This window comes from Enterobacter sp. BIDMC 27 (assembly GCF_000534415.1).
GTDB classification, from domain to species: Bacteria; Pseudomonadota; Gammaproteobacteria; order Enterobacterales; family Enterobacteriaceae; genus Enterobacter; species Enterobacter hormaechei_C.
Map to the genome: position 1 here is coordinate 3,854,911 of NZ_KI973178.1, position 15,573 is coordinate 3,870,483.

General features: G+C 56.4%; 13 protein-coding genes. All 13 read right to left on the reverse strand.

Annotation, left to right across the window (positions count from 1 at the left end; genetic code table 11):
- Positions 1-292: 292 nt before the first annotated feature.
- The 13 genes from galF to wcaF all read right to left on the reverse strand — a co-directional run bounded on the left by galF (position 293) and on the right by wcaF (position 15,571).
- A complete protein-coding gene (gene galF, locus L463_RS04605) occupies positions 293-1,189 on the reverse strand; it encodes a GalU regulator GalF (protein ID WP_010431970.1) in 897 nt (298 codons plus the stop codon).
- Positions 1,190-1,363: 174 nt separating this feature from the next.
- The gene (gene wcaM / locus L463_RS04600) at positions 1,364-2,755 is read right to left on the reverse strand and encodes a colanic acid biosynthesis protein WcaM (protein ID WP_015572381.1); all 1,392 of its coding nucleotides are present in this window, start codon (positions 2,753-2,755) and stop codon (positions 1,364-1,366) included.
- A gap of 12 nt (positions 2,756-2,767) precedes the next feature.
- Positions 2,768-3,988: a colanic acid biosynthesis glycosyltransferase WcaL gene (wcaL, locus tag L463_RS04595; RefSeq protein WP_032103501.1), complete on the reverse strand. Its 1,221-nt coding sequence runs from the start codon at positions 3,986-3,988 to the stop codon at positions 2,768-2,770.
- Positions 3,985-5,265, reverse strand: a complete 1,281-nt coding sequence (wcaK, locus tag L463_RS04590) for a colanic acid biosynthesis pyruvyl transferase WcaK (RefSeq protein ID WP_032103503.1) — start codon at positions 5,263-5,265, stop codon at positions 3,985-3,987. Before wcaK ends, wcaL begins: the two co-directional genes overlap by 4 nt.
- Positions 5,266-5,280: 15 nt before the next feature.
- Positions 5,281-6,759: a colanic acid undecaprenyl disphosphate flippase WzxC gene (gene wzxC / locus L463_RS04585; RefSeq protein WP_015572379.1), complete on the reverse strand. Its 1,479-nt coding sequence runs from the start codon at positions 6,757-6,759 to the stop codon at positions 5,281-5,283.
- A 1-nt stretch (position 6,760) separates the two neighbouring features.
- A complete protein-coding gene (gene wcaJ, locus L463_RS04580; protein ID WP_006811236.1) occupies positions 6,761-8,155 on the reverse strand; it encodes an undecaprenyl-phosphate glucose phosphotransferase in 1,395 nt (464 codons plus the stop codon).
- 128 nt (positions 8,156-8,283) lie between these two features.
- The gene (cpsG, locus tag L463_RS04575) at positions 8,284-9,654 is read right to left on the reverse strand and encodes a colanic acid biosynthesis phosphomannomutase CpsG (RefSeq protein ID WP_032103505.1); all 1,371 of its coding nucleotides are present in this window, start codon (positions 9,652-9,654) and stop codon (positions 8,284-8,286) included.
- A 109-nt stretch (positions 9,655-9,763) separates the two neighbouring features.
- Complete coding sequence (gene cpsB / locus L463_RS04570) at positions 9,764-11,200, reverse strand: mannose-1-phosphate guanyltransferase (RefSeq protein WP_017383276.1); 1,437 nt, start codon at positions 11,198-11,200, stop codon at positions 9,764-9,766.
- A 3-nt stretch (positions 11,201-11,203) separates the two neighbouring features.
- The gene (gene wcaI, locus L463_RS04565) at positions 11,204-12,427 is read right to left on the reverse strand and encodes a colanic acid biosynthesis fucosyltransferase WcaI (protein WP_032103506.1); all 1,224 of its coding nucleotides are present in this window, start codon (positions 12,425-12,427) and stop codon (positions 11,204-11,206) included.
- Complete coding sequence (locus L463_RS04560) at positions 12,424-12,903, reverse strand: GDP-mannose mannosyl hydrolase (RefSeq protein WP_065186924.1); 480 nt, start codon at positions 12,901-12,903, stop codon at positions 12,424-12,426. Before L463_RS04560 ends, wcaI begins: the two co-directional genes overlap by 4 nt.
- Before the next feature lie 2 nt (positions 12,904-12,905).
- The gene (locus tag L463_RS04555; protein ID WP_023303988.1) at positions 12,906-13,871 is read right to left on the reverse strand and encodes a GDP-L-fucose synthase; all 966 of its coding nucleotides are present in this window, start codon (positions 13,869-13,871) and stop codon (positions 12,906-12,908) included.
- Between the two features lie 2 nt (positions 13,872-13,873).
- The gene (gene gmd, locus L463_RS04550; protein ID WP_003863514.1) at positions 13,874-14,995 is read right to left on the reverse strand and encodes a GDP-mannose 4,6-dehydratase; all 1,122 of its coding nucleotides are present in this window, start codon (positions 14,993-14,995) and stop codon (positions 13,874-13,876) included.
- A gap of 21 nt (positions 14,996-15,016) precedes the next feature.
- Entirely contained in the window at positions 15,017-15,571 is a 555-nt protein-coding gene (wcaF, locus tag L463_RS04545; protein ID WP_015572376.1) for a colanic acid biosynthesis acetyltransferase WcaF, read from the reverse strand.
- Between the last annotated feature and the right edge of the window lie 2 nt (positions 15,572-15,573).

Here is a 15,573-nt window from a genome sequence, read left to right on the forward strand (position 1 = left end):
TAGATTGTGTGTAAAAAAGGCACGCTACCGCCCCTGGCTTAACAGCTACCAGTGCACTGAGCGAATGTTGAATAAAGGATTTTGAGGTCTGATTACAGACAAAAAACTGGCGTTAATTGTCGTCCTAAATGGACTCGGAAACAAGCACAAATCGTTACAAATCAGTCCACTTTTGAATCAGATAACTCCATGTTATCACTAGAATTAATAACGAAAAACGGCAGTTACCATTTTGGTTATGTTTACACATACCAAATGATAACTGCCGCTTTTTCAAAAAGACAGAGACGAATCAGTCGTTAGCCAGCAACTTCTCAATGCGGCTTCTGAACTTCGCCCCTTCCTTCAGGTTACGCAGACCGTAGTTCACAAATGCCTGCATATACCCCATTTTCTTACCGCAGTCGTAGCTGTCGCCGGTCATCAGCATGGCATCAACGGACTGCTTCTTAGCCAGTTCAGCAATCGCATCGGTCAGCTGGATACGGTCCCAGGCACCAGGCTCGGTTTTTTCCAGCTCAGCCCAGATATCCGCATTCAGCACATAACGACCGACTGCCATCAGGTCGGAGTCCAGGGTCTGAGGCTGATCCGGCTTTTCGATGAACTCAACAATGCGGCTCACCTGCCCTTCCGTCTCCAGCGCTTCTTTCGTCTGAATGACAGAGTACTCAGAGAGATCGCCATCCATGCGTTTCGCCAGCACCTGGCTGCGGCCCGTCTCGTTGAAACGCGCCACCATCGCCGCCAGGTTGTAACGCAGCGGATCCGCAGATGCGGTATCAATGATGATATCCGGCAGAACAACGATGAACGGGTTATCACCCACCACCGGGCGCGCGCAGAGGATTGAGTGGCCCAGACCCAGCGGCTGCGCCTGACGCACGTTCATGATGGTCACGCCAGGAGGACAGATAGACTGAACTTCTGCCAGAAGCTGACGCTTAACGCGCTGCTCAAGCAGCGCTTCGAGTTCATAAGAGGTGTCGAAGTGGTTCTCAACGGCATTCTTCGAAGAGTGCGTCACCAAAACGATTTCTTTGATCCCCGCAGCAACAATCTCGTCGACGATGTACTGAATCATCGGCTTGTCAACGATCGGCAGCATCTCTTTAGGAATGGCCTTTGTGGCGGGCAACATATGCATGCCCAAACCCGCTACCGGTATGACTGCTTTCAAATTAATCATTATTTCTTCCACCTTAAAATGGTTGACGAATTATAGCTTTTAAACCTGTTTTCGCCAGCATGTTTTGCCGTAAATATGAAGTAATCCTAGGTCACCCCACCACAAATTACAGTAGTTGTAATCTGAATAGATCGCGATTCCGTACCAGGAATAGTCGCAAAATAGGCTCTAGGATTACCTGTGCGGCAGCGCAAAATTCAACCGTTCCGTATTCACCACGTGTTGATCGACCCGATCAATATCCACCGAACTCTGCCCCTTTTCATTAACCGCTTTTATGTTCGCGAGCGACAACAGCGTCTCGTTTTTGGCCATAAACTTCCCACGCACGTCTTTGCGCAAGTCGAAGTTCATCTTAAGCGCTGGTCCCGTCGCTGACTCCTGCATCACGTTGATATTACGCAAGAAAAGGTGCTGTGGCTTGTTGTGCAGCTCAAGCGTTGCTCGCTGCATGTTGACGTTGGTGATGGCAACAAACGAGGTGGCATTGCCGGAGGAAATCTGTATCCCGCGCAGCTTATAGGCCAGCTGGCGGTTATCCAGGCGAATATCGTTAAGTTTGAAGTTTTGCGGTATCGACAGATAATCGCCCTTGATCACGCCATACCCGATTAACATTCCGGCGCTGTTCACCATATCGATATTATCAATAACGAAATTATCACAGCCATAAATAGCTACCGTCGCGTTATCAATTCCGGCCTTTTTACTGAAGTCGGGAGTAATATTGCTGGCCTTGATATTACGGATCACAAAGTGTTTACCGTTTTCAACATGGACCAACTGCCGACAGTTGCTGCCGGTGATATTTGCCACCACGAAGTTTTTAACGGTCTGCTGTTCAGGATAGTCATTGTCGTACGTGCTGCCAGCCAGCCCAATACCTATGCCCCAGTTGATCTTGCCGTTGGTGCAGTTGATGTTATCGATCACGTGGTCAGAGATCAGGATGTTACGGTCGTTAATCGCCACGTTCCACTCAATCGCGTCACCCTGCAAATGGCTGAATTTACTGTTGGTTATGCGCGCACCGTCCACCTGATTATGAAAACCCTGGCGCAGAATGGCGTAGTTGGCCTGGCTCACGGCAATGCGATCGATAAGCAGGTTACGCATCACTCTCGGCTTTTTACCGCCGATGTAGATCTGGGTGACGGGGCCGAAGCCGCTCATCGCCAGCCCTTTAATGACACAGTCGGAGCCACGCACGTCCAGCGTAATGTTATGCGTGCGCCCCTCTCCTTCCCCAATGACCTTACAGCCTTCCTGGAGCACAAACCGCCCGCGGCCGTTGCCCTTCAGCGCACCGCGGATCAGCAGGGTTTTGCCATCAGGAATGAAAATGCCGGTATTGATGTTTTCACAGGTTAACCCGGCGGGAACAACAACGGTATCGCCCTCGGTAAATGCCTGCTTAAAGGCGGCGTTCCAGTCGTGATTGTTGTAGCGATCGACAGAAACCGTCTTCCCGGTTGCCGCCCGCACAGCGCGGGGCGACAGCAGCGGCATGGCAGCCAGGACGGATAAAGAAGAGACAAATCGGCGTCGGGTAATCTTTTTCAGCATACAACCTCAGCGTTACAGCGTTTGCAGCAGGCTCGCTAACTGGCGATTAATCACCTGCTGATTGAATTCTGCTTCAACTTTTTGCCGCGCATTTTGCAGCACAGGGATCAGCGTCTGCTGATCGATATCACTGAACGCAGCCAGACGATCCGCCAGCGCCAGCGCATTGTTTTCAGGGACCAGCCAGCCGGAGTATTCAGAGGTGATCAGCTCAGGGATCCCGCTGTGCAGGGTCGAGACTACCGGAATGCCGACCGCCATCGCCTCCATCAGCGCCACGGGAATACCTTCCATATCGCCGTCGGCGCCGGTTACGGAAGGCAGCAGGAATACATCCGCATCATCAAGCATGGCTTTCACTTCGTGGCTCGGCTTGAAGCCCGGCATCTCGACCACGTCTTCCAGCTGATACTGTTCAATCAGCGTGCGCAGGCGACGCTCCCACGGCCCGATACCCAGGATGCGGTAGTGGAAGTCCACGCCGCGCGCCTTCAGCTGGCGACAGGCTTCGATGGCTACGTGCAGCCCTTTCTTTTCGGTCAGGCGGGCAACAGAGATAATTTGCAGCGGCTTGCCCGGCACCTTAACCGGTCGCTGAGTGAAACGTTCCATATCCACGCCCATGCGTGAAACGGTGATTTTCTCGCTCGGGCACCCCATGGTTTTCAGGCGTCCGGCCCACAGGTTGCTTATCGGCAGCATCATGTCGCCGCGGCGAAACAGCTGCTGATATTCCGGCGTGTAGTGGTTCAGTACTTCCCGGCTGGAGATGTCGATACCGTGGAAAATGGTTGCGATTTTGCCGTCAATCACCCCCAGCTCACGCAGTTTTGCCGCAGTGACGCCCGCCGGGCCAAAGTGGGCGATAAAGACATCGGCCCGGTACGGCTGGGCCGTTTGCCCGCAAATGGCGGAAAGGATCAGGTTGCGGGCCTCCGCCCCATAGCGCGACATATTCAGCGCCCGCCACGTCGAGGCGCGATGAAGGCCGCGCAGCGTCTGGCTGGCGCGATGGCGCAGTTTGTTCATTCGTCCGGTGGGTTCATCCTGCAACCAGCGGGTTTTCGCCTCCAGCCCATACCGGGTATACGCCGCATGGGTGTTTTGCGTATCGCCCTTTTGCAGGGCGATAATCTCCACGTCATACCCCATATCGATAAACGCGGTGATTTGGTTCAGCACAAAGGTTTCAGACGACAGCGGAAATTTCAGTAAGAAGAAACCAACCTTCATTTCCCCTCCCGGACGCGGTCGAGTACGGATTTCACCATGCCAATACCTTTTTCGCGTTCGGCTTTTACCGCTATCGCCAGACGTTCGTTGATCGCAGGCAGCTGGCCGAGCGTGTCGCCCACCATCGCACCCAGCGACCCGTCCAGCAGATGACGAATATCAACGGCCATTTCCGGCATACCGAGCTGCTGCATAATGCCCGCGGACTTGTGTTCGTAGTTAATGGCGATGGCTGGCGTGCCGAAGTTCATCGAGATAATAGCCGAGTGCAGACGCGTGCCCACGGTCAGGTCGCAGGCGGAGAGCAGCTTGCCCATCTCAAGGTCGTTCAGCTCGTCCATCACCACGTGATAGCGGGACGGGTCGTTCACCAGGTTGCGCAGGTTGAGCGCCACCATACGGTCATCTTTGTTGTAGCTGTCGATACCGGTACAGGTGGAAAGCGCCAGCACCTGGTAACCGCTGTCCAGCACGCGGTTCACCACATCGGCAAAGGCTTTCTCGTACGCCGCCTGGGTCGTGCCGAGGCGTTTATCGAACGGCGCAAGTTCACGTAGGGTAATGGCGACGGTTTTCTGCTTTGCCGCCACGTCCAGCCAGTGCTGTACCGCGTAGCTGGCCTGGAAACTGTCATCCTGATGATCCACCAGCCAGGCGGTGTCCACACCGTGCTCCACTTTGCTGGTGTCGATTTCACTGCGCTTCATCATGTCGAGGCTGACCGATTCACGCAGGATCAGCGCGTCGCAGTGGCCGAAGACATAGTTCGCCAGCTGGTTAAACTGCGGATCCTGGAATGGCCCGACGCTGTGGCCGATCATAAACAGCGGCTTTTTCGCCATGAACGTACAAAGTGCATGCTCAAACTGCGGCACGCCGTACAGATCGACGAAGAACGAACCGCCCACCTGAATAATGGCGTCATAGCCGGACAGCAGACGAACAAAATCGGTAAAGCCCTGCGCGATGGCAATGTTGCGCAGCTTGCCGGTGTCGGTCACGCGAGAAAGCAGCACCTGATGCTGGTAGCGGCGACGCAGCACTTTCTTCACGCGCCCCATCACGCCCGCGGCGTTGTTGTGCTGTTTCATCTGGCTGTAGAGCGGGTCGCCCATCACCGGGCGGTTCAGTAACCAGGATGAGCTGACCGGATAACGGCTCATCACATCCACTTCAGTCTCAGGCTTAAGGGTGTTAATTGCATCCAGTAAACCGCGCAGGATGGCGCTGTCGCCACGGTTGCCGCAGGTATGGTTGCCAAGAATAAGTAATTTCATAATGGCCTCGTAAAATTAGCCTGCGCGAAGCAGCGTTTTCATTTTTTCGTTACGGCAAAACTGGCGCTTCATCTCGACCACCAGCGCATTGCGTGACAGCACAATCATCACGGCGAACGCCAGCGCGCCTGCCGCGACCTGCACCGCAAGCAGCGCCGCCAGCGGCAGATGCCCGTTGAGCACCACGCCCAGGCCGTAGCTCACCGCAAGCGTCGGTAAGGAGAGATAGAACGGCAGCCACAGGCTGAGGATGTACTGACGGTAGCTGGAGCCCAGCACCGGTTTGATCATCACGAAGTAGCTCAGCACGGTATTGACGATTTGCACCAGCAGGAAGCCGAGCGTCACGCCAATGGCGCCCGCCATGTGGCCGCCCACAATAATTGCCGGAATAAACAGGAAAGTTTTAAACACGTTGAACTTGAAGCTGATATCCACGCGCGCCTTCGCCATTAGCAGAGAACCAATCGGGTTCCCCACCGAGCGCAGCAGCCCCACGACGCACAGCAGTTGCAGGATCGGGATGATGCTGTTCCACTTCTCGCCAAACACCAGCGGTACGAAATTGCTGGCAACCACCATCAGCCCCAGCAGCACCGGAAAGTTGATGATCCCCACGACGGAGAGCAGCTTGTAAAAGTTCACGCGCAGCTTTTCGGTATCGTCCTGAATTTTGGCGAACGCCGGGAACAGCACGCGGGTAATGATAGGGTTGAGCTTCATCGGCGGGACAACCGCGACGTTATACGCCAGGTTGTAGCCACCCGCGACGCTCGCGCCCAGAATACGCGCCAGCACCAGCGTGGAGAGGTTAGTATTCACGTAGTTGATAATGCTGTCTGCCGTCAGCCACGCGCCGAAGCGCAGGTTGGATGAAACAGACGCCAGCGAAAAATGCAGCCCCGGGCGATAAATCTTACGGCCAAAGAAGCCAAACAGCAGCGTGCGCACGGCAGAGTTAACCAGGTAGCCGAGGATGGCGGTCATCGCCAGCGGCCAGAAATGGGCGCTGACCACAGTGAAGGTAAAGCCCGCCAGTACGGCGCTGGTTTCAATCATGCCGATTTTGTTGAACTCCAGCTCCTTCTGCATCAGCGCGCGGAACTGCTGCCCGTGCGGGATCACCACGAAAGCGAACGACAGGGTGCGCATCAGCGGCGCCAGGTCCGGGTTATGCAGCACGCCGGCAATCACATCGCTCAGCAGGAACACCAGCACAAAGACGAAGATACCCAGCCCGACGTTCAGCCAGTAGAGGGTGGTCAGCTCCAGATGGCTGATCTCTTTGCGCTGGATAATGGAGTTGGCGATACCAAAGTCCGACAGCGTATCGGCCAGGGCGATAATCACCAGCGAGACGGTCAGCAGACCAAACTGGTGGTTATCGATAATGCGCGCCAGCACCGTCATCTGCACCAGGCCGAGGCCAATAATGACGATGGTGGCCATGGCTGACCATTTCGCGCCGCTGATGGTTTTTTCTCGTAAGCTCATCTTAGTACGCCGCTTTGTTCACGAAACCTTTGAAAATGGTCAGAAAAACAATCTTGATATCGAACCAGAGGCTCCACTCGCGGATGTATTCCAGATCGAACTCGATACGTTTTTCCATTTTTTCCAGCGTGTCGGTCTCGCCGCGCCAGCCGTTGATCTGCGCCCAGCCGGTGATGCCTGGCTTCACCTTATGGCGCAGCATGTAGCCTTCGATCAGGGTACGGTACTGCTCGTTATGGGCCACGGCGTGAGGACGAGGCCCGACGATGGACATCCCGCCGGTGAACACGTTGATGAACTGCGGCAGCTCATCGAGCGAGGTACGACGCAGGAAGTTACCCACGCGGGTGACGCGCGGATCGTTCTGCGTCGCCTGGGTCACCACCTTGTCGTTCTCCATCACCTTCATGGAGCGGAATTTCCACACCATGATCGGCTTACCGTCCATGCCGTAGCGGGTCTGACGGAAGATGATCGGCCCCGGCGAGCTGAGCTTCACCGCCAGCGCAATGCAGCACAGCACCGGGGAGATGAGCAGCAGGATCAGGGACGAAAGGACGATATCTTCCACGCGCTTCAGCACGCGGTTAATCCCCGACAGCGGCGTGTCGTACAGTGGAACAACCGGTACCCCGTTCACCTCTTCAATACGGGAGTGGAGAATATTGAAGGTGAAGACATCCGGGATGAGGATCACCGAGCAGGTGGTATCCGCCAGCTCGCGCATCAGTTTCTTGATGCGGGATTCATCTTTCATCTGCATGGCGATGTAGACGTTATGAATTTTGCCGGCTTTCGCATCGTCAATAAGCTGTTCGTAGTTACCTGCCCAGTCGGACGGCACGCCGCCGGGCTTCGCATCGTGATAAATCCCGACCACTTCAAAACCTAACCACGGCTCTTTGCGGAAGCTGTCGAGCAACACCTGCCCCACCGGCAGGTCGCCCGCTACGGCAACGAAGCGACGGTTATACCCGCGGTTGCGCAGCCAGCCCGCGCCAAAGCGGATCAGCGAGCGGCAGACCACCATGCCAATGCTGGTTAACAGATACCAGCAGAGATAGGTCACAAGACGGTTATCAAAATCATGGCTGAACGCCACCAGCCCTGCGCTGAAAACCAGGCTTAAGGTCCAGTTCTGGAGCAGCAGCATCAGTTCGGTGGTCATTTTGACGCCGCGCCATGAACGATAAAAATCGGTCATGCCGCCGATCATCTGAAACACCACCAGCGCAATCAACGCCATCAGCAAGTGCATGTATAAGAACGACTGCCCGCTGACCCAACACACCGCCCACAGTCCGCCGACCATGATGGTGATATCAGAAAAACGCTGCACCATAGAGATTAACGATGCATTCGTTCTCGCTCGTTCGCGCTTTTTTAGATTTGTCATCGTTGTTCCTTTAGTTCTAAACCTTACCCCTCGCCCCTCACCCCGGCCCTCTCCCCAAAGTGGAGAGGGTGTTCAAGTTCCCTCTCCCCTTTGGGGAGAGGGTTAGGGTGAGGGGTAAGGTTTTCTTTTTACTGATTCAACAGCGCCAGAATGTCCTTCGTTCGGGCTTCCATCAGCGCGGTATCAGCCCGGGACTCCACGTTCAGGCGCACCACCGGCTCGGTGTTGGAGGAGCGCAGGTTGAAGCGCCACTGCGGGAACGCCATGCTGATACCGTCGGTACGGTCAATCTCCAGCGCATGAATGGCAAAGTGGTGTTCTACGCGGGCAATGGCCTCAGCGGGCTGCGCCAGTTTGCTGTTGATCTCCCCGCTCGCCGGGAACGCCGCCATGCGGTCGCGCACCAGTTCGCCCAGGCTCTTCCCTTTCAGGCACAGCAGCTCAGTCACCAGCAGCCACGGGATCATCCCGCTGTCGCAGTAGGCAAAATCACGGAAATAGTGGTGGGCGCTCATCTCGCCGCCGTAGATGGCGTCTTCCTCGCGCATACGCTCTTTGATAAACGCGTGACCGGTTTTGGACATCACCGGCTCGCCGCCCGCGGCCTTCACCACGTCGACGGTGTTCCAGGAAAGACGCGGATCGTGAATGATCTTCGCCCCCGGGTTTTTCTCAAGGAACGCTTCCGCCAGCAGGCCAACGATGTAGTAGCCTTCGATAAACTGCCCTTTCTCATCGAACAGGAAGCAGCGGTCGAAATCGCCGTCAAAGGCGATACCCATATCGGCGCCGTGCTCAATCACCGCGTTGCGGGTGTCGTCACGGCACTCCGGCAGCAGCGGGTTAGGAATACCGTTCGGGAAGTTGCCGTCTGGCGTGTTGTGCACTTTGACGAAGGTCACCGGCACGTTCAGCGCCTTAAAGCGGGCTTCAAGTGCATCGATAACCGGGCCTGCCGCGCCGTTGCCGGAGTTAATCACCAGCTTCAGCGGTTTGAGGTTTGCCACGTTGATGTAGCCCAGCAGGTGGTCGATGTACTCTTTTTGCAGGTTAATCTGCTTATAGCTGCCGCGTCTGGCTTCATTCACCGGCGGGAAGTCGTTGGCCTCGGCCAGACGCTGCACGTCGCGCAGGCCGGTGTCGCCGCTGATAGGACGCGCGCCCTTGCGTACCAGCTTCATGCCGTTGTAGTCCATCGGGTTATGGCTGGCCGTCACTTCGATACCGCCGTCCACGCCCAGGTGGAAGGTGGCAAAATAGATCTCTTCGGTACCGGAAAGGCCAATGTCCAGCACATCGACGCCCGCGTCCTGTAGCCCTTTCGCCAGCGCCAGCTTCAGGGATTTGCTGGTCAGACGCACGTCACCGCCCAGCACGATAGTTTTTGGTTTCAGGTATTCGCCGTACGCGCGGCCGATGCGCCACGCAATGTCTTCGTTCAGCTCTTCGCCCAGCTTGCCGCGAATATCGTAGGCTTTAAAACAGGTTAATTTTTCCATGATGACCCCTTTTTCAGGCAACAGTTGGCCCTGACCATGTAATGGCCAAATTTATTTTTGTCATTCGTAGGCCCGGAAAGCGCAGCGCCACCGGGCATGATGCGGAGTGCTACACGCGCCCGTAGCGATCCTGGAAGCGGATGATGTCGTCCTCTTCCAGATAGGAGCCGGAACGCACCTCAATTAAGTCGAGCGGAATTTTCCCCGGGTTCTCCAGACAGTGCGTCGCCCCCAGCGGAATATAAATGGACTCGTTTTCACCGAGCAGCTTCACTTCACCGTCGATGGTCACTTTGGCGGTCCCCGCCACCACCACCCAGTGTTCGGCGCGGTGATGGTGCATCTGCACCGACAGCCCTTCTCCCGGCTTCACGGTGATGCGTTTCACCTGGTAACGCTCGCCGGCGTCGATGGAGTCATATTTGCCCCACGGGCGGTAAACTTCACGGTGAATATGGTGTTCGTGGCGGCCATCGGCCTTGATCTTCTCCACCACTTTTTTAACGTCCTGCACGGCATTACGGTCGGCAATCAGCACCGCGTCTTTGGTCTGCACGACCACCAGATCCTTCACCCCTACCGTAGTGACGAGGCCAGATTCGGCGTAGACGTAGCTGTTTTCCGTTTTGTGGCTGATCACATCCCCGTGATGGACGTTACCCTCCGGGGTATGCGCGCTAATCTCCCACAATGACGACCAGGAGCCGACGTCGCTCCAGCCCGCATCCATCGGTACCACTACCGCATCTGCCGTACGTTCCATCACCGCATAGTCAATGGACTCTTCCGGACAGGCGAGGAAAGCTTCTTCGTCCACGCGGATAAAATCGAGATCCGGATCCACCACCGCCATCGCTTTTTCGCAGGCGCGTAAGATATCCGGGCGATATTTTTCCAGCTCTTCCAGGTAGCGACCGGCGCGGAACAGGAACATACCGCTGTTCCAGTAGTATTCACCGCTGGCGACGTACGCCTGCGCGGTTTCCAGATTCGGTTTTTCGACAAACTGCGCCACGTCAAAGGCCACGCTGTCGCCTTCACCCGGCGTAACGCTGCCGCGGCGAATATAGCCATAGCCGGTTTCCGGGAGATCCGGCACGATGCCGAAGGTCACCAGCTTGCCGTTCTCAGCGTAAGGAATCGCGGCGCGTACCGCATCGCGGAAGGCCTCTTCCTGCTGGATGACGTGGTCAGCCGCCAGCACCAGCATCAGCGGGTCGCAGTCCGGGCTGCTGCGTTTTGCCGCCAGCGCCGCAAGGGCAATGGCAGGCGCCGTGTTGCGTCCGGCAGGCTCCAGAATGATATTTTCGGTCAGTTTGTTCAGCTGGCGCAGCTGCTCGGCAACGATAAAGCGGTGCTGTTCGTTACAGATCACCACCGGGCTTTCACACTCCACGCCGTGCAGACGGTTAACCGTCGTTTGCAGCATGGTGAGGTCGCCTTTCAGGCACAGAAATTGTTTTGGATAAAGCACGCGGGACAGTGGCCACAACCGGCTCCCGGATCCACCCGCCATTACGACCGGATACAAAGTGGTTTGACTCATGATTTATCCCCGTATATCTGCAATAAATTGGCTCAGCACGTTCTCTTTCTCAAGCGTGCGTTCGGCATATTCACGTGCCACCGTGTTCTCTTTTGACATGGCGAGTGCCTGCTCAATTCCGGTCACCAGCGCAGGAACCGATTCCGGCTCCACGCAAACGGCAATGCCCGGGTAGCTGTTGCACAGCTGGCCTAATTCTGTTGCGGCTTCTGCCGTAATCACCGCGTTTCCGCCCACTGCCAGAATGTTGGTCAGCTTGGACGGCAGCACCGCATCCGCCGCGCCGCGTTTTTGCACCACCAGATGGCAATCCGCCATTTTCAGCAGCGCGGGCAGCGCGTCATAAGACTGAAGCGGGAAGAAGCGGATGTTGGTCAGTCCGCGCTCGCTGGCCATTTTTTCCAGCCGCGCTTTACCGCCGCCCTGCCCGACTATCACGAACATCCACGGGTGTTCGCTCAGCTGAAGCGCGGCGTCAATCACGCTCTCCAGCCCCTGTTTTTCGCCGATGTTGCCTGAGTAAAGAATGATTTTTTGCTCAGCAGGCAACCCGAGCTGCGCGCGTAACGCCTGCGCATCCTGGTCTGTCACATCGCGGAAGCGCGCCACTTCGGACCAGTTCGGAAAGAAGATCACTTTTTCCGCCGGGACGCCCTTCTCCTGCGCCTTGTTCATCATCGAGCGCGAAATGGTCGAGACGTAATCCACGTTGTGCAGGCCGCTGCGCTCAAAGGCGCTGGCGAGCTTCGCCACCTTGCCGCCCTTGCCTTTCCCGGCCATTCCCAGCCCGAGCATGGCGTCCACTTCATAATCCTGAATGTGCAGCAGGGTGCGCGCGCCGGAGAGTTTGCCCAGCAGGCGCATGCCTGGCGTGCAGAACAGCGTCGGCACCACGCCGATGATGCGATCCGGCTTCCAGCGACGCTGCGCCATCAGCGGGAAGAAACTGCTCAGGGCAAAGCTACCCAGATGAATTAAACGTTTCAGCGTCGAGGGCTGTTTCGGCACGTAGAGCGGGCAGCGCCAGACGGTCGCGGCGCCCTCTTCGCGGCGGTAGCGCCAGCTGGAATAGCGTTCGCCTACCTTCCACTCCGGGTAATACGGCGGGGCAGTAATCACCCGCACGTCATGTCCCTGGCTCGCCATCCACTCGACCATCTCGCCGGTGTATTTCCCGATACCGGTAAGCTCCGGCGAGTAGTTAATTCCGTAGACGAGGATTTTCATAGACCTGGCACCTCGGCCTGACGTTCCGCAAGGAAGTACGCCCGACTGTTGTCATGGACGTTGTCGCTTGCCAGCAGCGCCTCTGGCGTTAACCAGCGGTAATCGTCATGCTGAGAATCAGGCAGACGCAGGTCTGCCTCACTCACCTTCAGGCGGAACCCCAGCACGATGTAGTGCGTGGTGAACCCGGTGCCTGAAAAGTTATCGTCATAGAAGTGCTGCCAGACCCCGTAAAACTGGCCCGCTGCCATCGGCAGTTGCAGGCCCAGTTCCGCCAGAGTGAGACGCTCAAACGCATCGGTAAGCGTCTCATCCTTCTGCACGCGCCCGCCGGGCACGAACCAGAAGCCCTGTGCAGGACGATTGGTTCGTTTCCCCAGCAAGAACTCGCCGCGTTCGTTCTCCACGATCAAATCAATTGAGATCAGCGGAGTGGAACGCACTACCGTGGCAAAATCTTCCTGACTTAAAAACATCATTACCCCCGGAAGCGGTGCTGGTTTTCCAGGAACCACTGGTAGGTGCTGGCCAGCCCCTGCTCCAGTGAGACCTCGTGATACCAGCCCAGCTGATGCAGACGGGTCACGTCCAGCAGCTTGCGCGGCGTGCCGTCCGGTTTGGTGGCGTCAAACACCACGCGTCCTTTGTAGCCCACCACCTGCGCGATGGTCTGCGCCAGCTCGCGAATGGTGCAGTCCACGCCGGTCCCGACGTTAATGTGCGACAGCATCGGCTCGGTGTTTTCCTGCCACACCTCGCGATCCAGCTCCATGACGTGAATGCTGGCCGCCGCCATGTCGTCCACGTGCAGGAACTCACGCATTGGCGTACCGCTGCCCCACACCACCACGTCCGGGGCGTTCTCGGCAGTCGCCTCGTGGAAACGACGCAGCAGCGCCGGGATCACGTGCGAATTGCTCGGGTGGAAGTTGTCGTGCGGTCCGTACAGGTTGGTCGGCATCACCGAGCGATAGTCGCGGTTATACTGACGGTTGTAGGATTCACACAGCTTGATCCCGGCAATTTTGGCAATCGCATACGGCTCGTTGGTGGCTTCAAGCGTGCCCTGCAACAGTTCGCTCTCGGCGATCGGCTGCTTCGCCATTTTCGGGTAGATACAGGATGAGCCGAGGAACAGCAGTTTATTCACGTTGTACAGATGCGCCGCGTGAATGATGTTGCTCTCAATCATCATGTTCTCGTAGATGAAATCCGCCGGGTAGGTGTTGTTAGCGACAATGCCGCCCACCTTCGCCGCCGCCAGATACACCTGGTCGATACGTTCGCTGGCGAAGAAGTCCTGCACCGCTTTGCTGTCAAGCAGGTTCAGCTCGTCGCGGGTGCGAACAATCACCTCAACGTCGCCGCGCTGTTCCAGCTGGCGAACAATCGCGGAACCCACCATTCCGCGATGACCGGCGACAAAAATACGTTGTTTTGTCATTCTCAGGACTCCAGCGCGATGGCAACCTCGTAGCCATGAGACTTGAGCAGGGAGTGTTTTTTCGCTGCTTCAAGATCTTTGGCCACCATCTCGGATACCATTTCTTGCAGGGTGGTTTCTGGTTTCCAGCCCAGCTTCTCGTGCGCTTTGGTTGGGTCGCCCAGCAGGGTTTCCACTTCAGCAGGACGGAAGTAACGCGGATCAACCTGGACAATCACGTCGCCTGGCTTCACGCCCGGTGCGTCGTGGCCGGTCACGGAAACAACGATACCCTTCTCTTCCACGCCGGTGCCTTCGAAGCGCAGCTTGATGCCCAGCTGTGCCGCAGCCATCTCAACGAACTGACGCACGGAGTACTGCACGCCGGTCGCGATCACGAAGTCTTCTGGCTGTTCCTGCTGCAACATCATCCACTGCATTTTCACGTAGTCTTTCGCATGGCCCCAGTCACGCAGGGAATCCATGTTGCCGAGGTGCAGGCAAGACTCCAGGCCCTGAGCGATGTTGGCGATCGCGCGGGTGATTTTGCGGGTCACGAAGGTTTCGCCGCGACGCGGAGATTCGTGGTTGAACAGAATGCCGTTACAGGCGTACATGCCGTAGGATTCACGGTAGTTCACGGTGATCCAGTAAGCGTACAGTTTCGCCACAGCGTACGGAGAACGTGGGTAGAACGGCGTGGTTTCTTTCTGCGGAATTTCCTGCACCAGACCGTACAGCTCAGAGGTAGATGCCTGGTAGAAGCGGGTTTTCTTCTCAAGACCAAGGAAGCGAATCGCTTCCAGCAGACGCAGCGTACCCATCGCATCCACGTCAGCGGTGTACTCCGGGGACTCGAAGGATACCGCAACGTGGCTCATTGCCCCCAGGTTGTACACTTCATCCGGCTGTACTTCTTGCAGGATGCGGGTCAGGTTGGAGGTATCGGTCAGGTCGCCGTAGTGCAGATGGAATTTCGGGTTTGCCGCATGCGGATCCTGGTAAATGTGATCGACACGCTCGGTGTTGAATGAAGAGGCACGACGCTTAATACCGTGAACTTCATACCCTTTTTCCAGCAGCAATTCTGCCAGGTAAGAACCATCTTGTCCGGTAACGCCGGTGATGAGAGCGACTTTAGACATGTTTATATTCCTCTGTACTTATCAAAGTTTTTCAGTTTCAACGCGTTCGCGTATCACCACTGCGGGGTTGCCACGGCAAATTTTATTTGCCGGAAGCGATTTAAAAACGCTGCTGCGGGCACCGACTACCGTGCCATCGCCAACAGAAACACCGGGTGCAACAAAGACGTCTGTTGCCAGCCAGCATTTTTCACCGATCACAACAGGCGAAGCGGTAATATCAAAATGCGGGCTCATAAAATCGTGGCTGCCGGTGCACAAATAACACTTCTGTGAAACCACCGAATTTGCGCCAATCGTAATCTCGCCAAGGGTATATAACACCGCGTCATCCCCAACCCAGGCGTAATCCCCAAGCGTTAATTTCCAGGGATAAGTAATTTTCACCGAAGGTCGAATGACTACGTTTTTTCCTATTTTTGCGCCAAACAGACGCAGCAAAAATGCGCGCCAGCGGTACAGTATTTGCGGCGACCAGGCAAATAACGTTGCCTGTACAGCCCACCACAGTTGAACTTTAATACCGCTCCCGCCCCGAAAACCTTTCGGCACGGAGAATCCATTTAATTCCTGCATTA